The 17640-nt window shown below is 73.3% G+C and carries 14 protein-coding genes; 2 read left to right on the top strand and 12 right to left on the bottom strand.

What is annotated here, in order from left to right:
• Positions 1-16: 16 nt before the first annotated feature.
• From ON36_RS13445 to ON36_RS13425, 5 genes are read right to left on the bottom strand one after another with little or no spacing between them, the layout of a single operon-like run.
• A complete protein-coding gene (locus ON36_RS13445) occupies positions 17-1822 on the bottom strand; it encodes an acyl-CoA dehydrogenase (RefSeq protein WP_043652189.1) in 1806 nt (601 codons plus the stop codon).
• On the bottom strand, positions 1819-3042 hold the full coding sequence (locus tag ON36_RS13440; protein ID WP_043652187.1) for an acyl-CoA dehydrogenase family protein: 1224 nt from the start codon (positions 3040-3042) through the stop codon (positions 1819-1821). Before ON36_RS13440 ends, ON36_RS13445 begins: the two co-directional genes overlap by 4 nt.
• On the bottom strand, positions 3042-4067 hold the full coding sequence (locus ON36_RS13435) for a phosphotransferase family protein (protein WP_043652184.1): 1026 nt from the start codon (positions 4065-4067) through the stop codon (positions 3042-3044). Before ON36_RS13435 ends, ON36_RS13440 begins: the two co-directional genes overlap by 1 nt.
• Complete coding sequence (fabG, locus tag ON36_RS13430) at positions 4064-4819, bottom strand: 3-oxoacyl-ACP reductase FabG (protein WP_043652181.1); 756 nt, start codon at positions 4817-4819, stop codon at positions 4064-4066. The genes ON36_RS13435 and fabG overlap by 4 nt, the downstream gene beginning before the upstream one ends.
• Positions 4820-4868: 49 nt before the next feature.
• The gene (locus ON36_RS13425; protein ID WP_043652178.1) at positions 4869-5636 is read right to left on the bottom strand and encodes an SDR family oxidoreductase; all 768 of its coding nucleotides are present in this window, start codon (positions 5634-5636) and stop codon (positions 4869-4871) included.
• A gap of 158 nt (positions 5637-5794) precedes the next feature.
• On the opposite strand from ON36_RS13425, the gene ON36_RS13420 reads away from it, so the two are divergent.
• Complete coding sequence (locus tag ON36_RS13420; protein ID WP_043652551.1) at positions 5795-6394, top strand: TetR/AcrR family transcriptional regulator; 600 nt, start codon at positions 5795-5797, stop codon at positions 6392-6394.
• Here ON36_RS13420 and ON36_RS13415 read toward each other — a convergent pair.
• Positions 6391-7008 (bottom strand): class I SAM-dependent methyltransferase, encoded by a 618-nt coding sequence (locus tag ON36_RS13415; RefSeq protein ID WP_043652175.1) that lies wholly within the window; start codon positions 7006-7008, stop codon positions 6391-6393. The two genes, ON36_RS13420 and ON36_RS13415, sit on opposite strands and share 4 nt — an antisense overlap.
• A gap of 48 nt (positions 7009-7056) precedes the next feature.
• Positions 7057-8556, bottom strand: a complete 1500-nt coding sequence (locus ON36_RS13410; protein ID WP_043652173.1) for a flavin-containing monooxygenase — start codon at positions 8554-8556, stop codon at positions 7057-7059.
• Between the two features lie 167 nt (positions 8557-8723).
• Here ON36_RS13410 and ON36_RS13405 point away from each other — a divergent pair, with 167 nt between their 5' ends.
• Complete coding sequence (locus ON36_RS13405; RefSeq protein ID WP_043652171.1) at positions 8724-9584, top strand: helix-turn-helix transcriptional regulator; 861 nt, start codon at positions 8724-8726, stop codon at positions 9582-9584.
• Here ON36_RS13405 and ON36_RS13400 read toward each other — a convergent pair.
• The 5 genes from ON36_RS13400 to ON36_RS13385 all read right to left on the bottom strand — a co-directional run.
• Positions 9565-10755 (bottom strand): MFS transporter, encoded by a 1191-nt coding sequence (locus ON36_RS13400; protein WP_043652168.1) that lies wholly within the window; start codon positions 10753-10755, stop codon positions 9565-9567. The genes ON36_RS13405 and ON36_RS13400 overlap by 20 nt on opposite strands.
• 87 nt (positions 10756-10842) lie before the next feature.
• Positions 10843-11295 (bottom strand): SUKH-4 family immunity protein, encoded by a 453-nt coding sequence (locus ON36_RS13395; RefSeq protein WP_043652165.1) that lies wholly within the window; start codon positions 11293-11295, stop codon positions 10843-10845.
• A 27-nt stretch (positions 11296-11322) separates the two neighbouring features.
• On the bottom strand, positions 11323-11490 hold the full coding sequence (locus tag ON36_RS33500; RefSeq protein WP_083885113.1) for a DUF4236 domain-containing protein: 168 nt from the start codon (positions 11488-11490) through the stop codon (positions 11323-11325).
• Between the two features lie 65 nt (positions 11491-11555).
• A complete protein-coding gene (locus tag ON36_RS13390; RefSeq protein ID WP_043652163.1) occupies positions 11556-12935 on the bottom strand; it encodes an aminotransferase class I/II-fold pyridoxal phosphate-dependent enzyme in 1380 nt (459 codons plus the stop codon).
• Positions 12932-17640 (bottom strand): SDR family NAD(P)-dependent oxidoreductase (locus tag ON36_RS13385; protein ID WP_043652160.1); only part of this gene is annotated, 4709 nt, incomplete at its 5' end. The genes ON36_RS13385 and ON36_RS13390, both read right to left, overlap by 4 nt.

Genomic DNA, 17640 nt, shown 5'->3' with positions numbered 1-17640 from the left:
GCGGCGGTCCGGCGGGTCAGAACCAGTCCGCCCGGCAGTCGCGGGCGGTCACGTCCAGGCTGTCCAGCAGGTCGAACTGTGGCCCGGTGCGCGGGAGTTCGACGCGGAAGAAGTAGCGCGCCGCCTGCCGCTTGCCCTCGTGGAAGGGCTCGCTCCGGTCACCGACGGCGAGGTACTGCTCGAGCCAGATCCAGGCCAGCACGACGTGCCCGACCGCCTCCAGGTAGGTGGCGGCGTTGGCCAGCGCGATCGCGGGGTCACCGGTGGACCACACGGTGGCGGTCGTCGTGGCGACGCAACCCGCGGCCCCCTCGAGCCGCGCGGCCAGCTCGGCCGCCTCACCACCGACCGCGGCGGCCTTCGCCGTGGTGGCCGCGATGGTCGCGAGCAGCAGGGCCAGGCCGGCGCTGTCCCGCATGATCACCTTGCGGCCCAGCAGGTCGAGCGCCTGGATGCCGTGGGTGCCCTCGTGGATCGGGTTGAGCCGGTTGTCGCGGTAGAACTGCTCCACGTTGTACTCGCGGGTGTAGCCGTAGCCGCCGTGCACCTGGATGGCGAGGTCGTTGGCGGCCAGGCACCACTGCGACGGCCAGCTCTTGGCGATCGGGGTCAGGACGTCCAGCAGCAGGCGCGCTTCGGCCCGGTCCGCCTCCCGCTCGGCGGTGCGTTCCTCGTCCAGCAGGCGGCTGCAGTACAGGTTCAGCGCGAGCGCGCCCTCGGCATAGCTCTTCTGCGCCAGCAGCATCCGCCGCACGTCGGCGTGCTCGATGATCGGCACCTGGGGTGAGGCCGGATCCTTCGACCCCGCCGCGCGCCCCTGCGGCCGCGACCGGGCGTAGTCGAGCGCGTGTAGATAGCCGGTGTACCCCAGCGCGGTCGCGCCCTGCCCCACCCCGATCCGCGCCTCGTTCATCATGTGGAACATGTAGGACAGGCCGTGGTTGGCCTCCCCGACCAGGTAGCCGACCGCCCCCGCCGCCCCGCCCGGGGTGTAGCGGCCCTCGCCGAAGTTGAGCAACGTGTTGGTCGTACCGCGGTAGCCCATCTTGTGATTGAGCCCGACCAGCACCACATCGTTGCGCTCGCCCAGGGCGCCGTCGTCCTCGACCAGGAACTTGGGCACGATGAACAGCGAGATCCCCTTCACCCCGGCGGGACCGCCGGGGATCTTGGCCAGCACCAGGTGCACGATGTTCTCGCTGAGCTCGTGCTCACCGCCCGAGATCCACATCTTGGTCCCGGTGATCCGGTAGGTGCCGTCGTCCTGGGGCACCGCGCGGGTGGTGATGTCGGCCAGCGACGACCCGGCCTGCGGCTCCGACAGGCACATGGTCCCGAAGAATCGGCCCTCCACCATCGGCCGTACGAAGGTCTCCACCTGCTCCGCGCTGCCGTGGGCCCGCAGCAGGTTCGCGTTGCCGACGGTCAGGAAGGGGTAGGCGGCGGTGCCGACGTTCGCCGCCTGGAACCACGCCGTGCACGCGCCCGCGACCACGGCGGGCAGCTGCATGCCGCCGATCTCGTAGTCCATGGCCGCGCCGATCAGCCCGGCCTCCGCGAACACCTTCAGCGCCGCCCCGACCTCGGGGATGATGTGCACCTTCTCGCCGTCGAAGGTCGGCTCCTGCGCGTCGCTCTTCTTGTTGTGCGTGGCGAAGTGCCGGGTCGCGATCGCCTCGCTCAGCTCGAGGACGGCGTCGAAGGTGCCCCGGTCGTGATCGGCGTAGCGGGGCCGCGCGGTCAGCGCGGTGACATCGAGCCAGTCGTAGAGCAGGAAGTCCAGGTCGCGCCGGGACAGGATCAGCGAGTCCGTGCCGGTCATCGCGCCGTCCGCTGCCGCGCCAGCTCGCTCTTGGCCAGCGCGTTCTTGTGCACCTCGTCGGGGCCGTCGGCGAAGCGCAGGGTCCGGATGCCCGCCTGGGCGGCGGCCAGGGGGAAGTCCTGGGACAGCCCGGCGGCGCCGTGCACCTGGATGGCCTTGTCGAGGATCCACTCCACCGTGGCCGGGGTGGCGATCTTGATCGCCTGGATCTCGGTGTGGGCGCCCTTGTTCCCGACGGTGTCCATCAGCCACGCGGTCTTGAGCACGAGCAGCCGCAGCTGCTCGAGCCGCACCCGCGATTCGGCGATCCAGTCCCGGACCACGCCCTGGTCGGCCAGCGGACGGCCGAACGCGACCCGCTCGTCGGCCCGCGCGCACATCAGCTCGACGGCCCGCTCGGCCACGCCGATCGACCGCATGCAGTGATGGATGCGGCCGGGCCCGAGCCGGGCCTGCGCGATGGCGAAACCGTAGCCCTCGCCGCCGATCAGGTTGCTCGCGGGCACCCGGACGTCGGTGAACGACATCTCGGCGTGGCCGCCGTGGTCGCGGTCGTCGTAGCCGAAGACCTCCATGCCGCGCCGGATCTCCAGACCGGGGGTGTCGCGGGGCACCAGGATCATCGACTGCTGCTTGTGCCTGCTCGCCGATGGGTCGGTCTTGCCCATGACGATGAAGATGCGCGCGTTGGGGTTCATCGCGCCGGTGATCCACCACTTGCGGCCGTTGAGCACGTACTCGTCGCCGTCGCGCTCGATCCGGGTGGCGATGTTGGTGGCGTCGGAGGAGGCCACGTCGGGCTCGGTCATGGCGAAGGCGGACCGGATGCGCCCGTCCAGCAGCGGTTCCAGCCACTGCTTCTTCTGCGCGTCGTCACCGAAGAGGGCCAGCACCTCCATGTTGCCTGTGTCGGGGGCCGCGCAGTTGAGCGCCGCGGGCGCGAGCTGGGCGCTGCGGCCGGTGATCTCGGCCAGCGGCGCGTACTGCAGGTTGGTCAGCCCGGCGCCGTGCTCGCCGGGCAGGAAGAGGTTCCACAGGCCGCGGCGGCGGGCCTCGGCGCGCAGTTCGGTCATCACCGGCGCCGAGTCCCACGCCCAGGGATTCTCGAGGCCGCGCAGCTGCTCGTGGAAGACCGGTTCGGCCGGATACACGTGGCCGTCCATGAAATCCAGCAGCTCGGCGCGCAGCTCCTCGGTGCGCGCGTCGTAGGCGAAGTCCATCAGTGGTGCTCCTTCACAGCGTCGAGTCCGGTGGCGAGCAGCGGGTGTACGGCGTCGCCGATGCCGTCGAAGCCCGCGCCCACCGTCTGCCCGCGCAGGTGGCGGTAGTGGATGCCCTCGAGGATCGCGGCCAGCTTGAACGCGGCGAGCCCGAGATGGAAACCGAAGCGGGACATGTCCCGTGCGCTGCGCGCGGTGTAACGGGCGATGATCTCGTCCTCGGTCAGGAAGCCCGGCGCGGCGGTCGCGTCGGCGACGAGCCCCGACACCGCGTCGCGGCCGGCGAGCCTGCCGTAGATCAGCATGAGCGCGAGGTCGGTGAGCGGGTCACCGAGAGTGGCCATCTCCCAGTCGATCACGGCGGCGGGCCGGTCGTTCGCGTCGACGAGGACGTTGTCGAGGCGGTAGTCGCCGTGCACGATGCCCGCGGCCGACTCCGGTGGGACGTCGGCGGCGAGGCGTGCGTGGAGTTCCTCGGCCGCGGGCAGCTCGCGGGTGGCCGAGGCGTCGAGCTGCTTCTTCCAGCGGCCGACCTGGCGGGCCAGGAAGCCCTCGGGCCTGCCGAAGCCGGCGAGCCCGACCGAGGCGGGGTCGACGGCGTGCAGGTCGGCCAGGGTGTCGACCAGCCCCTCCGAGATCGCTGTCGTGCGTACGGGTCCCAGCGCGGCCAGCTCGGCGGCCGAGCGGTAGGGCACGCCCTCGACATGTTCCATGACGTAGAACGGCGCGCCGAGGATCTCGGTGTCCTCGCACAGCGCGTGCATGACCGGGACGGGGACCGGGGTGGGCGCCAGCGCCGACATGACGCGGAACTCCCGGGTCATGTCGTGCGCGGTGGCCAGCACGTGGCCCAGCGGCGGGCGCCGCACGATCCAGCGGCCGGTGCCGTCGCTCACCTCGTAGGTCAGGTTCGACTTGCCTCCGGCGATCAGGCGGGCCTCGGTCACCTCGCCGGCGCCGGGCACCGTCTCGCGTAGCCAGGGGCCGAACCGGTCGAGATCGAGACCGGGCAGGGCGCGGGTCATACGGTGGGACCACCCGCCACGTAGAGCACCTGACCGGAGACGAAACCGGCGCCCTCGCTGACGAAGAACGAGGCGGCGTGGGCGATGTCGTCGGGCACGCCGGTGCGCGCGACCGGGATCTGCGCGGCCGCGGCGGCCTTGAAGTCCTCGAAGGAGGCGCCGACGCGCGCGGCGGTGGCGGCGGTCATCTCGGTCTCGATGAACCCGGGGGCGATGGCGTTCACGGTCACGCCGAACTTGCCCAGTTCCAGCGCGAGGGTCTTGGTGAAGCCCTGCAGGCCCGCCTTGGCCGCGGAGTAGTTGGCCTGGCCGCGGTTGCCGAGCGCCGAGGTGCTCGACAGGTTCACGATGCGGCCGAATCCGGCGGCGGTCATGTACTTCTGGGCGGCGCGGCTCATGAGGAAGGTGCCGCGCAGGTGCACGTTCATGACCGTGTCCCAGTCGTCGGCGCTCATCTTGAACAGCAGGTTGTCGCGCAGGACGCCCGCGTTGTTGACCAGGACGGTCGGGGCGCCGAGTTCGGTGGCCACCCGCTCGACCGCGGCGGTCACCGCCGCCTCGTCGGCCACGTCGGCGCCGACGGCGAGGGCGCGGCCGCCCGCGCCCCGGATCTGCTCGACGACGGGCGCGCAGGCGGCCTCGTCGAGGTCGATGACGGCCACGGCGAGGCCGTCGGCGGCCAGGCGGCGGGCGACGGCGGCGCCGATGCCACGGGCGGCTCCGGTGACGATCGCGGTCTTGGTCTCGGTCATGGGATCACTCCAGGTCTGTCGGGTTCGAGGGTTTCGCGGTCCGGCCGCGTCAGACGCCGCCGGTCAGGGTGACGCCGCCGTCCGCGACCAGCAGCTGACCGGTGATCCAGTCGGCGTCGGCGGACAGCAGGAAGGCGACGGCGCTACCGATATCCTCGGGCACGCCGAGGCGCTTGAGCGGGTAGGTGTCGGCGACCTCCTGCTCGCGTCCCTCGTAGAGCGCGGTGGCGAACTTCGTCTTGACCACCGCGGGGGCGACCGCGTTGACCCGGATGCGCGGGCCGAGTTCCACCGCGAGGTCCTGGGTGAGGTAGGTCAGCATCGCCTTGCTGGCGCCGTAGAAGCCGATGCCGGGGGCCGGGCGCACCCCGGCGACCGAGGAGACGTTGACGATGGCGCCGCCGTGCTCGGCCATCCACGCCTTGTGCACCCGCTGCGCCCAGGACAGGGCGGCCAGGCAGTTGACCTCCACGATCTTGCGGGCCGCGCCGAGGTCGAGCTCGATCAGCGGCCCGTAGACCGGGTTGATGCCGGTGTTGTTCACGAGCAGGCCCGCCGCGCCGAAGACCTCGATCGCGCGGGAGACCACCTCCTCCTGGTGGTCGGTGTCGTCGGCGCGCCCGGCGATACCCAGGGCGTGCTCGGGGCCGCCGAGCTGTTCGACGGCGGCGTCCAGGGCCTCCTGGTTGCGGGCGGTGACGACGACGCGCGCGCCCTCGCCGACCAGCCGCTGCGCGATACCGAATCCGATACCACGGCTGGCGCCGGTCACGATGGCCACCTCACCCGCGAACCGATTCTCCGAAACCCTCGACATCCCTCGATCTCCTCCTGCTGACTAAGCGCTTGCTTTGAAGTATCGTGCAGGAGGTCACACGTCAGGTCAAGGGGCGGGCACCCATCACGCGGCTGTCGGCCGGGTCACACGACCTGACACAGGAAGCGGACCACCGCGGCGAGATAATGGGCGGCGAGATGACCGAGACGACCGAACCCCGGGGCGACGCGACCCGCGCGCGCCTGCTCGAGGCGGCGATCGCCGCGTTCGCCGAGAAGGGCTTCAACGGCACGACCACCCGCGACATCGCGGCCGGGGCGGGCATGAGCCCCGCCGCGGTCTACGTGCACCACAAGTCCAAAGAGGAACTGCTGTACGTGATCTCACGGGCCGGTCACGTGGCGACCCTGAACCTGGTCCTCGACGCGATCTCCTCCTCCGCCGACCCGGCCGTCGCGCTGCGCACGGTGGTGCACGAGTTCGCCGTGCACCACGCCCGCGACCACACCGGCGCCCGCATCGTGAACTACGAGCTCGGATCGCTCTCGCCCGAGCACCTCGCCGAGATCCGCGACATCCGCCACCGCATCGATCAGGCGATGCGCGACCTGGTGGAGCGCGGGGTGGCCGAGGGTGTGTTCGACACGCCCGACCCGCGGATGGCCACGGTGGCGCTGCTCTCGCTCGGCATCGACATCGCGCGCTGGTACCGCGACGAGGGCGACTGGTCGCCCGAGGACATCGCCGACTCCTACGCCGAGATGGCGTTGCGCATCGTCGGCGCCCGGCCCGCCTAGCCCGCCGGCGAGAGCACCGCGACGAGGAAGTCCGCGTCGTCGGTGAACGGGCGCAGGTCCCAGGTCGACAGCAGCAGGTCGGCGACAAGGCCGACGGCGCGCGCGTCGTCGAGGAAGTCGGCGAACGCGTAGCCGCGGTCCGCCCCGAACCCGACGACCACCCGCCCGCCCGGGCGCAGGTGGCCTGCGAAGCCGGCGAGCACGGCACGCCGCGTCACCGGCGCGAGGAAGGTCACCACGTTGCCCGCGCACACGACGACGTCGAAGCCCTCGGCGATGCCACGCGCGGGCAGGTCGAGGTCGGCGAGGTCGCCCACCAGCCACGTGGGGCCGGGATAGTCCTCGGCGGCGGCGCGCACCAGCGCGTCGTCGACGTCCACGCCGACCACGGTGTGCCCGGCGGCGTGCAGGTGGGCGCCGATCCGGCCCGCGCCCGAACCCGCGTCGAGGACGCGGCTGCCGCGCGCGAGCATGGCGTCGATCATGCGGGCCTCACCGACGATGTCGTGCCCCTGCTCGGCCAGGGTGCGGAACCGTTCGACATAGCGGGCCGAGTGGCCGGGATCGGCGGCGACGATCTCCTCCCAGCGGCTGGGCACCCGTCCCTCGGACATCACTGCCTCCCTGTTCGGGCCGCGCCGGAACGCGCGACCCGGGCCAGCCTAGTGCGCGGCGGGACCCGTCCCGACCGCCGCGTCGGCGACGGTGACGTGGAAGTCGCGCTCGTCGGGCTCGCTCAGCAGGGCGGTCATGGTCGCGCGGTCGAAGGGCCACAGGTCGATCGTCTTCTGATCGGTGAAGTACCAGGAGTTGCAGCCGGTGTTCCACACCGTCGGCCCCATCGCCTCCGCCACCGACTCCGCGAAGCGATCGGTGGCCTCCTCGGTGACCTCGACGGTGTCGATCTCCCCGTCGCGGAAGCGCTCCAGCCAGCGGGTGATGTAGCGCGCGGTCAGTTCCGAGGAGTACTGCAGGGAGATCGAGCCGGTGGGCGAGTTCGGGCCGAGCACCGTGAACAGGTTGGGGAATCCGGGGATCGCGGTCATCCGGTAGGCGCGCGGCCCACCGGCCCAGGCCTCGTCGATGTGCACGCCGTCGCGGCCGCGCAGGTCCATCGGGCGCATGTAGTTGTGGGGATGGAAGCCGGTGGCGAAGACGATCACGTCGACGTCGTGGTGGCGGCCGTCGGCGGTGCGGATGCCGGTGGGGGTGATCTCGGTGATGGCCTCGGTGACCAGTTCGGCGTTGTCCGCGGCGATGGCCTTGTAGTAGGTCCCCGACACGACCTGCCGCTTGCACAGCGGTTCGTAATCCGGGGTGAGCCGTTCACGCAGGTCCCGGTCCCTGACCTGGGCGCGCAGCGACAGGCGCGCGTACCGCTGGACGGCACGGCGGCGCCAGGTGGGTCGCAGCACGATGTCGGCGAGAATGCCCGAGGCCCAGAGCATTCCGTCGTAGACGCGGTGGTGCAGCGCGGGCGCGGCGCCCAGCAGCGCGCCGATCGCGCGGGCCTGCGGCAGTCCCATCGGCGCCCACAGCACCCACTGCGGGGTACGGGTGAACTGGACCAGCCGCTGCGCCGCCGGCTGCACCGCCGAGACGATCTGCACGCCGGTCGAGCCGCTGCCGACGACCGCGACGCGCCTGCCCTCGGTGCGCACGGTGTCGTCCCAGCGCGCGGTGTGCACCACCGAGCCGGTGAAGGTGTCCAGGCCGGGGATGTCGGGGGTGAACGGGTGGTGCAGGACGCCGGTGGCGGCGATCACGAAGTCCGCCCGAAGGTTCGACCCGTCCGAGAGCGTGACGTCCCAGCCGGTGCCGTCGAACGCGGCGCCGGTGACCTCGGTGCGCAGCCGCAGGTGCGGCTCGAGACCGAAGCGCTCGACGACCTCGCGGTGGTAGCGCTGGATCTCCGGGCCGGTGGCCCAGATCCGGCGCCAGTCCGGCTTGGGCGCGAAGGAGAACTGGTAGATCTGCGAGGGCACGTCGCAGGTCAGTCCCGGGTAGCGGTTCCAGTACCAGACACCGCCGACGTCCTCGCCCTTCTCCACGATGACGAAGTTCGTGAAGCCCGCCCGCTGGAAGGTGACCGCCGCCGAGATACCGGCGACGCCCGCGCCGATGATGACGATCCGCGGATCCCGGACAGGGGTCGATGTCATGTGCGCACCTCTCGGAACAGGCACCACGGCCAGGAAGACCGTCGGTATTCGGATACCCACGGTATTGCAAATGGCGCGGGGGTGTCAACGGGCGTCCCGGCGGGCGCGCCGGTCCGCCTGCCCGCGGGTACCGTGAGTGCGTCGACGAGGGCGGTGGAGGTGCAACAGTGACGGTGATCGATACGGGCGCCGACGGTCTCGACCAGCTCCTCGCCGCGCTGCAGTGGCGCTTCGCCGGGCGCGCCGAGTTCGCGCTGACGGCGGGCGGCTGGGAGACGCTGCCGGGCGAACCCGGCGCGCTGGTGGTGCTGCGGGGACTGGTCCGGATCGAGGGACTCGGCGAGGCCGAGGACCTGGCCGACGGCGACTTCCTGTTCGTGCCGGGCACCGACCGCTGCGCGATCAACGCCCTCTCCGACGCCACCGTGTTGCGGGTCGCCCTGTCGCCCATCGGAACCGGCGCGGCCATGGCCACGCTGCCGCGGCGGGTCCTGCTCTCCGACTTCGTCCGCCACTCCCCCCTGGCCGCGACCATGTTCGAGCACCTGGTCCGGCACTGCCCGAACCCCGCGGGCGTGCAGGGTGATCGGGTGGCCACCCTCCTCGCGTCCATGGCGGTGGAGTCCTGGTACGCGCGGGGGTGCGCGCCCAAGCGGTGGCTGCTGCGCGTGCGCGAGCCGGGGATCGCCGCCGCACTGGCCGCCATGCACGCCGACCCCGGCCGGGAATGGACCGTCGAGGCGCTGGCCCAGGTGGCGCTGGCCTCGCGCTCGGGGTTCGCGGCGCGATTCCAGGCCGCGACCGGGTCCACGCCCGGCCGGTACCTCACCAGGTTGCGGGTGGAGCGGGCGCAGCTGTTCCTGGCCGACCACGAGGTGTCGGTGGGCGCGGTGGCCCGGCGGCTCGGCTACCGCTCCGAGACCGCGTTCGGCCGCGCGTTCCGCAGGCACACGGGCCACACGCCGTCGGAGTGGCGGCGGGTGGCCCGGGCGGCTCCGGTGGAATCCGCTACCGCGTCGCGCGCCTGAGGGACAGGCGAACCACCAGCCCGCCCGCGATCGCCGCGACGGCCGCCACCCCGTAGGTGGCGGCGAGGCCGAGGCCGTCCACGCCCCGGCCGCCGACCGCGGAACCGAGGATGATGGCCAGCTGGAAGCCGCCGACCACCAGCCCGGATCCGGCCTCCATCCGGTCGGGCAGCACGCGCGAGACCCAGACCTGCACGAGGTTGAGGATGCCGCCGAACGCGCCGCCCCACACCACCACGGCGACGTAACCGAGGGCGGGAACCGGCGCCGCGACGATGATCGCCGCCACCGACAGCCCGATCGCGACCGGCACCGCGACCAGCAGGACACCGAGTTTCCGGTCGGCGAGCGAGCCGAGCACGAAGTTGCCGATCAGCCCGCCGATGCCGAAGAGCGCCAGCAGGATCGGCACGGCGGAGGGTCCGGCCCCCAGCAGTTCGGCCAGCGCGGGCCGGATGTAGGTGAAGCCGGCGAAGTGCCCACCGATCACCGCGATCACCCCCGCCAGGCCGACCGCCACACCCGGCGAGCGCAGCGCCGCGCCCATCGCCGGGAAGCCGACGCCCTTGCTCGGCGCGATCGGGGGCAGGCTCACCCACACCGCGACCGCGGCGGCCAGCGTGAGCCCGGCGGCCACGACGAAGGTGGTGCGCCAGCCCGCGTAGGTGCTGAGCAGGACCCCCAGCGGCACGCCCGCCACGGTGGCGACGGTGGTGCCCGCGTTGACGATCATCATCGCCTTGCCGAGCCGATCGGCGGCCACCAGCTGCGCGGCGATCACCAGCGCCATCGACCAGTAGCCGCCGACCGCCACCCCGAGCAGCAACCGGGCGAGCAGCAGCAGCGCGATGTTCGGCGCCACCGCGACCACGAGGTTGGACACGGCCGCGCCCACGGTCAGCACGAGCAGCAGGGTGCGCCGGTCCAGCCGCGGGAACAGCGCCCCGAGGCCGAGCGCGGCGAGCAGGGCGGTCAGCGCGGTCGCGCTCACCGACAACCCCACCGCCCCCTCGGGCACGTGCAGGTCGTCGGCGAGAGCGGTGAGCACGCCGGGCGGCAGGAACTCGGCGGTCACGAGCGAGAAGCTGCCGAGGAACATGGCCAGCAGGGCGGGGCCGGTGCGTGCGGGGGCGGGCGCGCCCGGATCCCGGTGCGGTGTCGTTGTCGTCATGACCGGTGCAACGTTCCCGCCCACGGGTCCACCGCGACCCGAACGCCAGCGCGTCCGCCCGGAACGCCACGCTTTTCGGCGACGCGCTCACAGCGGGATCGCGTACCCCAGTTCCTCGGCGGCCACCGACCACAGGGTGTTCTCGTGGGCGACCGCGGCCGGGTCGACCGCGCGAAACCGCGCGATCAGCGCGTCGGCGAACTCCTCGCCGCGATCGTGCTCGTCGTCGGGGTCGCCGTCGTCGTCGAAGGTGTTCTCCATCGCCTCGGCCTCGGCGCGGGCGGCCGCGTACACGACCGAGCAGGCGACGAGGGCGTCGACGCCGGTGTTGACGAGGTCGGCCGCTCCACCGGCCGGCAGGATCCACACCGAGCCGTCGGCCCGGTCGACGCCGAGGACGCTGATCCCCGGATCGTCGGCGATCACCGCGAGAAGGCGGTCGCCGCAGCGTCGTTCGCCGAACGGCGGTGCGGGCCACTCCCCCGGGTACGGCACGGTGCCGAGCCCGTTGAGCGCGGCGGCCAGAGTACTGTCGGTCACGCCCGCGATGCTACGGGGCGGCGGGACTCAGCGCTGGCGCCAGCTCAGGGGGCCGGGGAGGTCGACGCTGCTCTTGCGGCTGCGTGAATTCCAGGTCCAGGGACCGATCTTGATGCTCCACGAGGACAGGCCGTTCTCGGTGAAGTTGAACTTCAGCGGGCCGAAGGACTTGCGCTGACGGAACTCGAGGGGCATGTCTGGCCTTCCGCTGGATCTCGTTCCAGGGTAATCGATCCGGTGCCGCTGTCCAGCCGCGGGGCTCACAGGCCCGGGCTCGCGCCGATCGTACGGCCGGGCAGGCGGGCGGCCAGCGCGAGCACCTCGGCGAGCTCGCCCGCGGTATCCGTCAGCTGGGTGGTCGTGTGCTCGCTGGTGAGGAAGAACCGCAGCCGTTCGGTGCCCGCGGGGACCACCGGCGACAGGATCGCCCCGGCGTTGTAGCCGCGGTCGAGCAGGCTCGCGGCCGCGAACCCGGCCCGGATCTCCCCCGGCACGAGGACCGGGACGATCGGCGTCGACTCCGAGGCGCCCAGGTCCATGCCGTGCGCGCGCAGCGTGCGGGTGAAGTGGGCGGCGTTGGCCCACAGCCGGGACAGGCGGTCGGGTTCCGCGGCGAGGACGCCGAGTCCGGCGATCACCGCGGCCACGTTCGCCGGCGACGGACCCGCAGTGTAGAGCGCGAGACCGGGCGCCGAGAACTTCAGTGCCGCCACGAGATCGGCGTCGCCCGCGACGAATCCGCCGGTGCTGCCCAGTCCCTTGGACAGGCTGCCCACCCACAGGTCGACGAGCCCGGGGGCGAGGTCGAAGTGCTCGCGGGTACCCAGCCCGCGGGCGCCGAGGACGCCGACCGCGTGTGCCTCGTCGACCAGCACCGCGCAGTCGTAGGCGCGCGCGACCTCGGCGATCTCGGCGATCCGCCCGAGATCGCCGTCCATGCTGTAGTGCCCTTCCACGATCACCAGGGCGCGGTCGAACCGGGCGCGCGCCGAGCGGAGGACCGCGGCGAGCGCGTCGGGATCGTTGTGCCGGAAGGTGACCCGGCGGCAGCCCGCCCACCGCGTGCCCGCGACGAGGCTGGCGTGGGCGAGCGAATCGCAGACGGCCACGTCGGCCTCGCCGAGCAGGAACGCGAGGACGGCGGCGTTGGTGAGGAATCCGCTCGCGGTGACGAGCGCGTCCCCCGCCGCGTACATTCCGGCCAGCCGGGCCTCGAGCTCGCGGTAGAGCGGGATCTCGCCGGTGACGATCCGGGTGGCCGACGCCGAGGTGCCGTACCGCGCGGTGGCGGCGTCGGCGGCGGCGACCACGCGCGGATGCCGGGCCAGCTCCAGGTAGTTGTAGGAGCTGAAGTTGACCAGTTCTCTTCCCCCGGAACGGATCACCGCCCCGTTGGCCCCCTCGGGCGACAGGAACAGCGGATGCGGCAGACCGGTCGTGTCGACGAGTTCCTGGATGGCGGCCTGCTTGCGCAGCGCGGCGACGACCGCCGGGTGGTCGGCGAACTGCCTGCCGGGCCCGCGCCGCGCGCCCGGGACCGTCCGCTCCGCGCGCGGGGCGGAGGGTCCGGCGGGGCGGTCCGTACCGCGTGCGCCGCCGGCGAGGAGGCGCCGCGCGATGTCGCGCTCGTGGTCGCTCACGCCTGCCCACCGGCCCCGACGAGCAGGTCGGCGATGCGGGCGCCCGCCTGGCCCAGGCTGAACGAGCGCCCGAGCTGCATGCTGTTCATCTCCACGCCCAGCGTCCTCGTGACCAGCGCGCCGAATTCGACCGCCATGAGCGAGTCGAGACCGAGTTCGGGCAGCGGCACGCTCAGGTCGAGCGAGTCCGCGGCCACGCCCATGACCTCGGCGAGCTGTTCGGCGAGCAGGTAGCCGACGACGCCGGCGCGCTGCCCCGGCTCGAGCGCGCCGATCTCGGCGCGCAACCGGGCGGCGGCCGAATCGTCGGCCGACGCCTCGGCGATCAGACCCGCGACCCGGGCGGTGTGGGCGAGCTGCGGCGCGGCCAGCACCACCTTGCCCCAGTCGACCGGGATGATGGCGGCCTGGCGCACGCCCAGCCCCAGCGCGGCGTCGAGGTAGGCGGTGCCGTCGTCCATGTCGATGGTGTCGAAGCCGGCGATTCGCAGGTAGCGCTGGACGTTCTCGTCCGCGTCGACCATCCCGCCGCCCGCCATCGCGCCCCACCCGACGCACAGCACGCGCTCGCCCGCCCGGCCCAGCCCGTCGGCGAAGGCCTGCAGCGCGAGATTGGCCGCGGTGTAGGAGTACTGGCCGATGCCGCCCATGATGGCGCTGCCGGAGGAGAACAGCACGGTCACGTCGAGGGCGATGCCCGCGGCGGACACCGCGGCGTGCAGGGTGCGGGCGCCGTCGAGTTTGGGCCGGAACACCGCGGTGAGGCTGTCGCGGTCCATGGTGGTGATGCGCTGGTCGTCCAGGACACCCGCGGCGTGGAAGACCGCGCGCAGCGGGTGGACGGCGCTGTGCGCGCGGCCGATCACCGCGGCGACCGCGGCGGCGTCGGTGATGTCGACGCGTTCGGCGCTCACCTCGATCCCCTGGGCTCGCCAGGCGGCCAGCTGCCGCCGCGCGGCGTCGCCGCGCGCGCCGCCGCGTCCGACGAGGACCAGGTGCCGGGCGCCGTGCCCGACGAGGCGGCGGGCGGTCGCCAGGCCGAAGGCGCCGAAGCCGCCGGTGATCAGGTACCGCCCGGCCGGGTCGACGGCGATGTCGGCCGAGCGCGGACGGACCGGGGGCGCCTCGCTCCCGAGGTCGAGGGCGACGCGGCCGGTCGCGGTCGAGCGCAGGGCGTCCTCGAAGGCGGCGCCGACCCGGTCGGCGCCGAAGGTCCGGTACGGCAGCGGCCGGTAGACCCCGCTCGCGAGTTTCTCGCCGACCTGCTGAACCCGCCGGATCACCTCTGACCGGCGCCGCTTCAGCATGCGGTCGAGATCGAAGGAGTGGTAGGTGAGGTTCTTGTCGAAGTTCTTCAGCTCGAGCAGGCCGCCGCCGTAGATGTCGGCCTTGCCGATCTCCACGATCCGCCCGAATTCGGCCGCCGCGGCGAAGTTCTGGTGGATCACCTCCCCGGGGGCGGTGTTGAGGACGATGTCGGCGCCGTTCCCGCCGGTCAGCGCGAGGACGGCGGCGACGAAGTCGAGCGAGCGCGAGTCAACGACCTCGTCGGCGCCCTGCTCGAGGACGTAGGCGCGCCGCTCGTCGGTGCTCGCGGCCCCGATCACCCGCGCCCCGGCCTGTTTCGCCACCTGGATGGCGCAGGATCCGACGCCGCCCGCCGCGCCGTGGACCAGCACGGTCTCGCCGGGCCGCACGCGCGCCAGGTCGTGCAGGCAGTATTCGGCGGTCACCATCGACACCGTGGAGGTGCACAGCTCGGGGCGGACGGCATCGGCCACCGCGCCGACGAGTTCGGCCTTCGCGACGTGGTAGCGCTCGATCATGCCCGCCGAGGCCAGACCGACCCGGTCGCCGACGGCGAGGTCCTCGACGCCGGGCCCGACCCGCACGACGGTGCCCGCCCCCTCCATGCCGGGCGCGGTCCCGAAGTGGGTGTCGGCCAGGTCGTCCGGGCCGAGCACGCCCAGGATCTTGAGCGGGTCCTTGAAGCCGAGTCCGACGGCGGCCATGCGCACCTCCACCTCGCCGGGGCCGGGGGCGCGGCGCTCGGCCCGCCGCCAGCCGAGGCGCGACAGCACGCGATCGGCGGGGACGTCGAGGCGATAGTTGGCCTCGGGGTCGGTCAGCGGGGTGGTCTCGTCCAGGGCGGCGAGCCGGTCCGGCAGGGCCCGCACGACGGTGGTGCACCAGCGCAGCCCGTTGCGCAGGAAGACCTCGTCGGTGTCGCCCGGCGCGAACGCGCCCGGCACCCGCAGTTCGGCGTGCAGGTCGGCGGCGGCGGTGTCGGGGTCGACGTCGATCAGCCGCCACCGCAGCGGCGGCTGTTCGTTGAGCAGGACCCGCCGGGCCCCGGCGAGCGCGGCGTGGTGCGGATCGGGCACGGCCGAGTCGTCGGGGTGGACGAAGGCCCGTTCGGTGACGAGGCTGACGTGGATGGTGCCGTCGCCGGTGAGCGGCAACGGTTCCGGGTCGACCTCCTCGGCGTGGCGCTCGACGGTCAGGGCCAGCCGGCTCAGCCGCCACAGGTCGGCGACGACGTCGCCGCCGTGCCCGGCGACCACGCACACGTGCACACGCCGGACCCCGGGTTCCCGGTGCGCGGCGCGCAGGTGCGCGAGCAGCGCGGGATCGACGCCGGGCGCCGGATCGGCGTCGCCCGCGTGCCCGTCGCCGGGCCCGACCACCCGCGCGCGGGGTGTCGACCCGGCGATCAGCTCGACGCGGGCCGGGTCGGCGCCCGCCAGGGGCACCACCAGGGTGATCGCGTCGGTCACCTCGGCCTGGACGCTCCGGTCCACGACGGGCAGCAGGGTCCAGCGTTCCTCGTAGTACAGGCTTTCCAGCCTGCGCAGGACGCCGCCGCCGAACGGGACGGCCCGGAACCGGGCGCCCAGGATCTGCGCGACGGGCCGGTGGTCGCGGTCGAGGATGTGCACGTCCGCGCGCAGCGGCGCGGTCAGCCGGGCCACGACGATCGGTTCCGCGGGCAGCGGCGCGTAGCAGCGGACCGCGTCGGCGCCGACGGGGATCACCGCGCCGTCGAGCGCGGGGCCGCCCGCGTCGCCCAGGGAGACCACCTGCCAGGCGGCGTCGAGGACGCAGGGGTGCAGCAGGTGCCCGGAGTCACGGGCGACGGCCGCGTCGAGGTGGGCGACAACGGTGTCCCCGTCCGCCCAGGCGGCGCGCACGAGCCGGAACGCGGGCCCGTGCGCGACGCCGGTGGCCGTGAGGTCGGCGTAGAGGCGGGCCGGGTCGATCGCGGTCATGGTCGCGGTGTCGGGCACGCGCGGGGCGGCCGGGGTGAACGCGCCCTCGACCAGGCGGCCGGTCGCGTGCACGGTCCAGGTGGTGCCGGTGGCGGTCCGGGAGCGGATCGCGCACCGGCGCGCGCCCGCGTCGACCCGCACCTCCATGACGGGGGCGTCGCCGGGTTCGATGGTCAGCGGCGCGACGAAACGCAGGTTCTCGACCGCGGCGCCGGTGCCGCCGAAGACCGCCCGCGCGGCACTCAGCGCGGCGTCGACGTAGGCGGAGCCGGGCAGGATGCGCGTGCCGTCGACGACGTGGTCGTCGAGCCAGGGCAGGGCCCCCGCGGTGAGGGTCAGGCTCCAGCGGTGCTCGGTGCTCAGGTCGGGGTCGCCGAGCATGGTGGGTGTGCCGGGGCTGCCGTGGCGCTGCTGGGCGAACTCGGGCAGGTCGGCGCGCAGCCGGGTGCGCTGCCACGGGTAGCGCGGCAGCGGCAGGTGCGCGGCGGCCGGGCCCGCGGTGGCGGCGAAGGTGTCGAAGGTGAGCGCGCCCGCGGTGTAGAGGCCGGCCACGAGCTGGCGGACGCTGTCCTCGTCGGTCTGTTTGCGGTGCAGGCTCGCGACGGTGGTCCCCTTCTCCCCCGCGGCGAGGAGGAGTTCGCGGATGTTGGCGCCCAGCACGGGGTGTGGGCCGACCTCGAGGAAGACCCGCTGCCCCGCACCGATGAGCCCGCGGATCGCGTCGGCGAAGCGCACGGGCCTGCGCACGTTGTCGCACCAGTACGCGGCGTCCCACCGCTGGCCGGCGACCGCCTCGCCGGTGACGGTGGAGAACAGCGGGATCGTCGGCGCGCCGGGTGCGAGACCGGCCAGCGCCGTACGCAACTCGTCGAGGATGGGGTCCATCAGCCTGCTGTGGTAGGGCACCTCGACGTGCAGCTGCCGGGCGAAGACGCCGCGTTCGGTGAGGGCGGCGGCGAGTTCGGCGAGGCGCTCGACCGCGCCGGAGAGCGTCACGGCGGCGGGGCTGTTGACGGCGGCGATGTCGAGGCGCGGGTCGCCCTCGATCAGGGCGGCGGCCTCGGCCTCCGGCAGGCCGACGGCCAGCATGCCGCCGGTCCCGGCCGTCCCGGCCTGCAACCGCGCCCGGTGATGGGCGACGGTGAGCGCGTCGCGCAGCGACAGCATCCCGGTGACGTAGGCGGCCGACACCTCGCCCACACTGTGCCCGACCACCGCGCCCGGGTGGATGCCCCGCGCCCGCAGCGCGGCGGTGAGCGCGACCTGGATCAGGAAGTTCGCCGGCTGGGCCACGGCGGTGTCGGTGACCCGGGAGTCGGCTTCGGGCCTGCGCAGTTCGTCGAGGATCGACCATCCGGCCAGCGACCGGAACACGGTGTCGATCCGGTCGGCCTCCGCGGCGAACACGGGGTCGCCGGCCAGCATGCCGCGGCCCA

It is taken from the genome of Nocardia thailandica NBRC 100428 (assembly GCF_000308795.1).
GTDB classification, from domain to species: Bacteria; Actinomycetota; Actinomycetes; order Mycobacteriales; family Mycobacteriaceae; genus Nocardia; species Nocardia thailandica.
The sequence above is the reverse complement of the archived record's forward strand: the minus strand, read 5'-3'. Positions and strand labels throughout refer to the sequence as shown.

Coding starts and splice junctions, on each gene's coding strand:
- ON36_RS13435 (WP_043652184.1), bottom strand. CDS start 4,067: ATGACCCGCGCCCTGCCCGGTCTCGATCTCGACCGGTTCGGCCCCTGG.
- ON36_RS13420 (WP_043652551.1), top strand. CDS start 5,795: ATGACCGAGACGACCGAACCCCGGGGCGACGCGACCCGCGCGCGCCTG.
- fabG (WP_043652181.1), bottom strand. CDS start 4,819: ATGACCGAGACCAAGACCGCGATCGTCACCGGAGCCGCCCGTGGCATC.
- ON36_RS33500 (WP_083885113.1), bottom strand. CDS start 11,490: ATGCCCCTCGAGTTCCGTCAGCGCAAGTCCTTCGGCCCGCTGAAGTTC.
- ON36_RS13415 (WP_043652175.1), bottom strand. CDS start 7,008: ATGTCCGAGGGACGGGTGCCCAGCCGCTGGGAGGAGATCGTCGCCGCC.
- ON36_RS13400 (WP_043652168.1), bottom strand. CDS start 10,755: ATGACGACAACGACACCGCACCGGGATCCGGGCGCGCCCGCCCCCGCA.
- ON36_RS13445 (WP_043652189.1), bottom strand. CDS start 1,822: ATGACCGGCACGGACTCGCTGATCCTGTCCCGGCGCGACCTGGACTTC.
- ON36_RS13410 (WP_043652173.1), bottom strand. CDS start 8,556: ATGACATCGACCCCTGTCCGGGATCCGCGGATCGTCATCATCGGCGCG.
- ON36_RS13440 (WP_043652187.1), bottom strand. CDS start 3,042: ATGGACTTCGCCTACGACGCGCGCACCGAGGAGCTGCGCGCCGAGCTG.
- ON36_RS13425 (WP_043652178.1), bottom strand. CDS start 5,636: ATGTCGAGGGTTTCGGAGAATCGGTTCGCGGGTGAGGTGGCCATCGTG.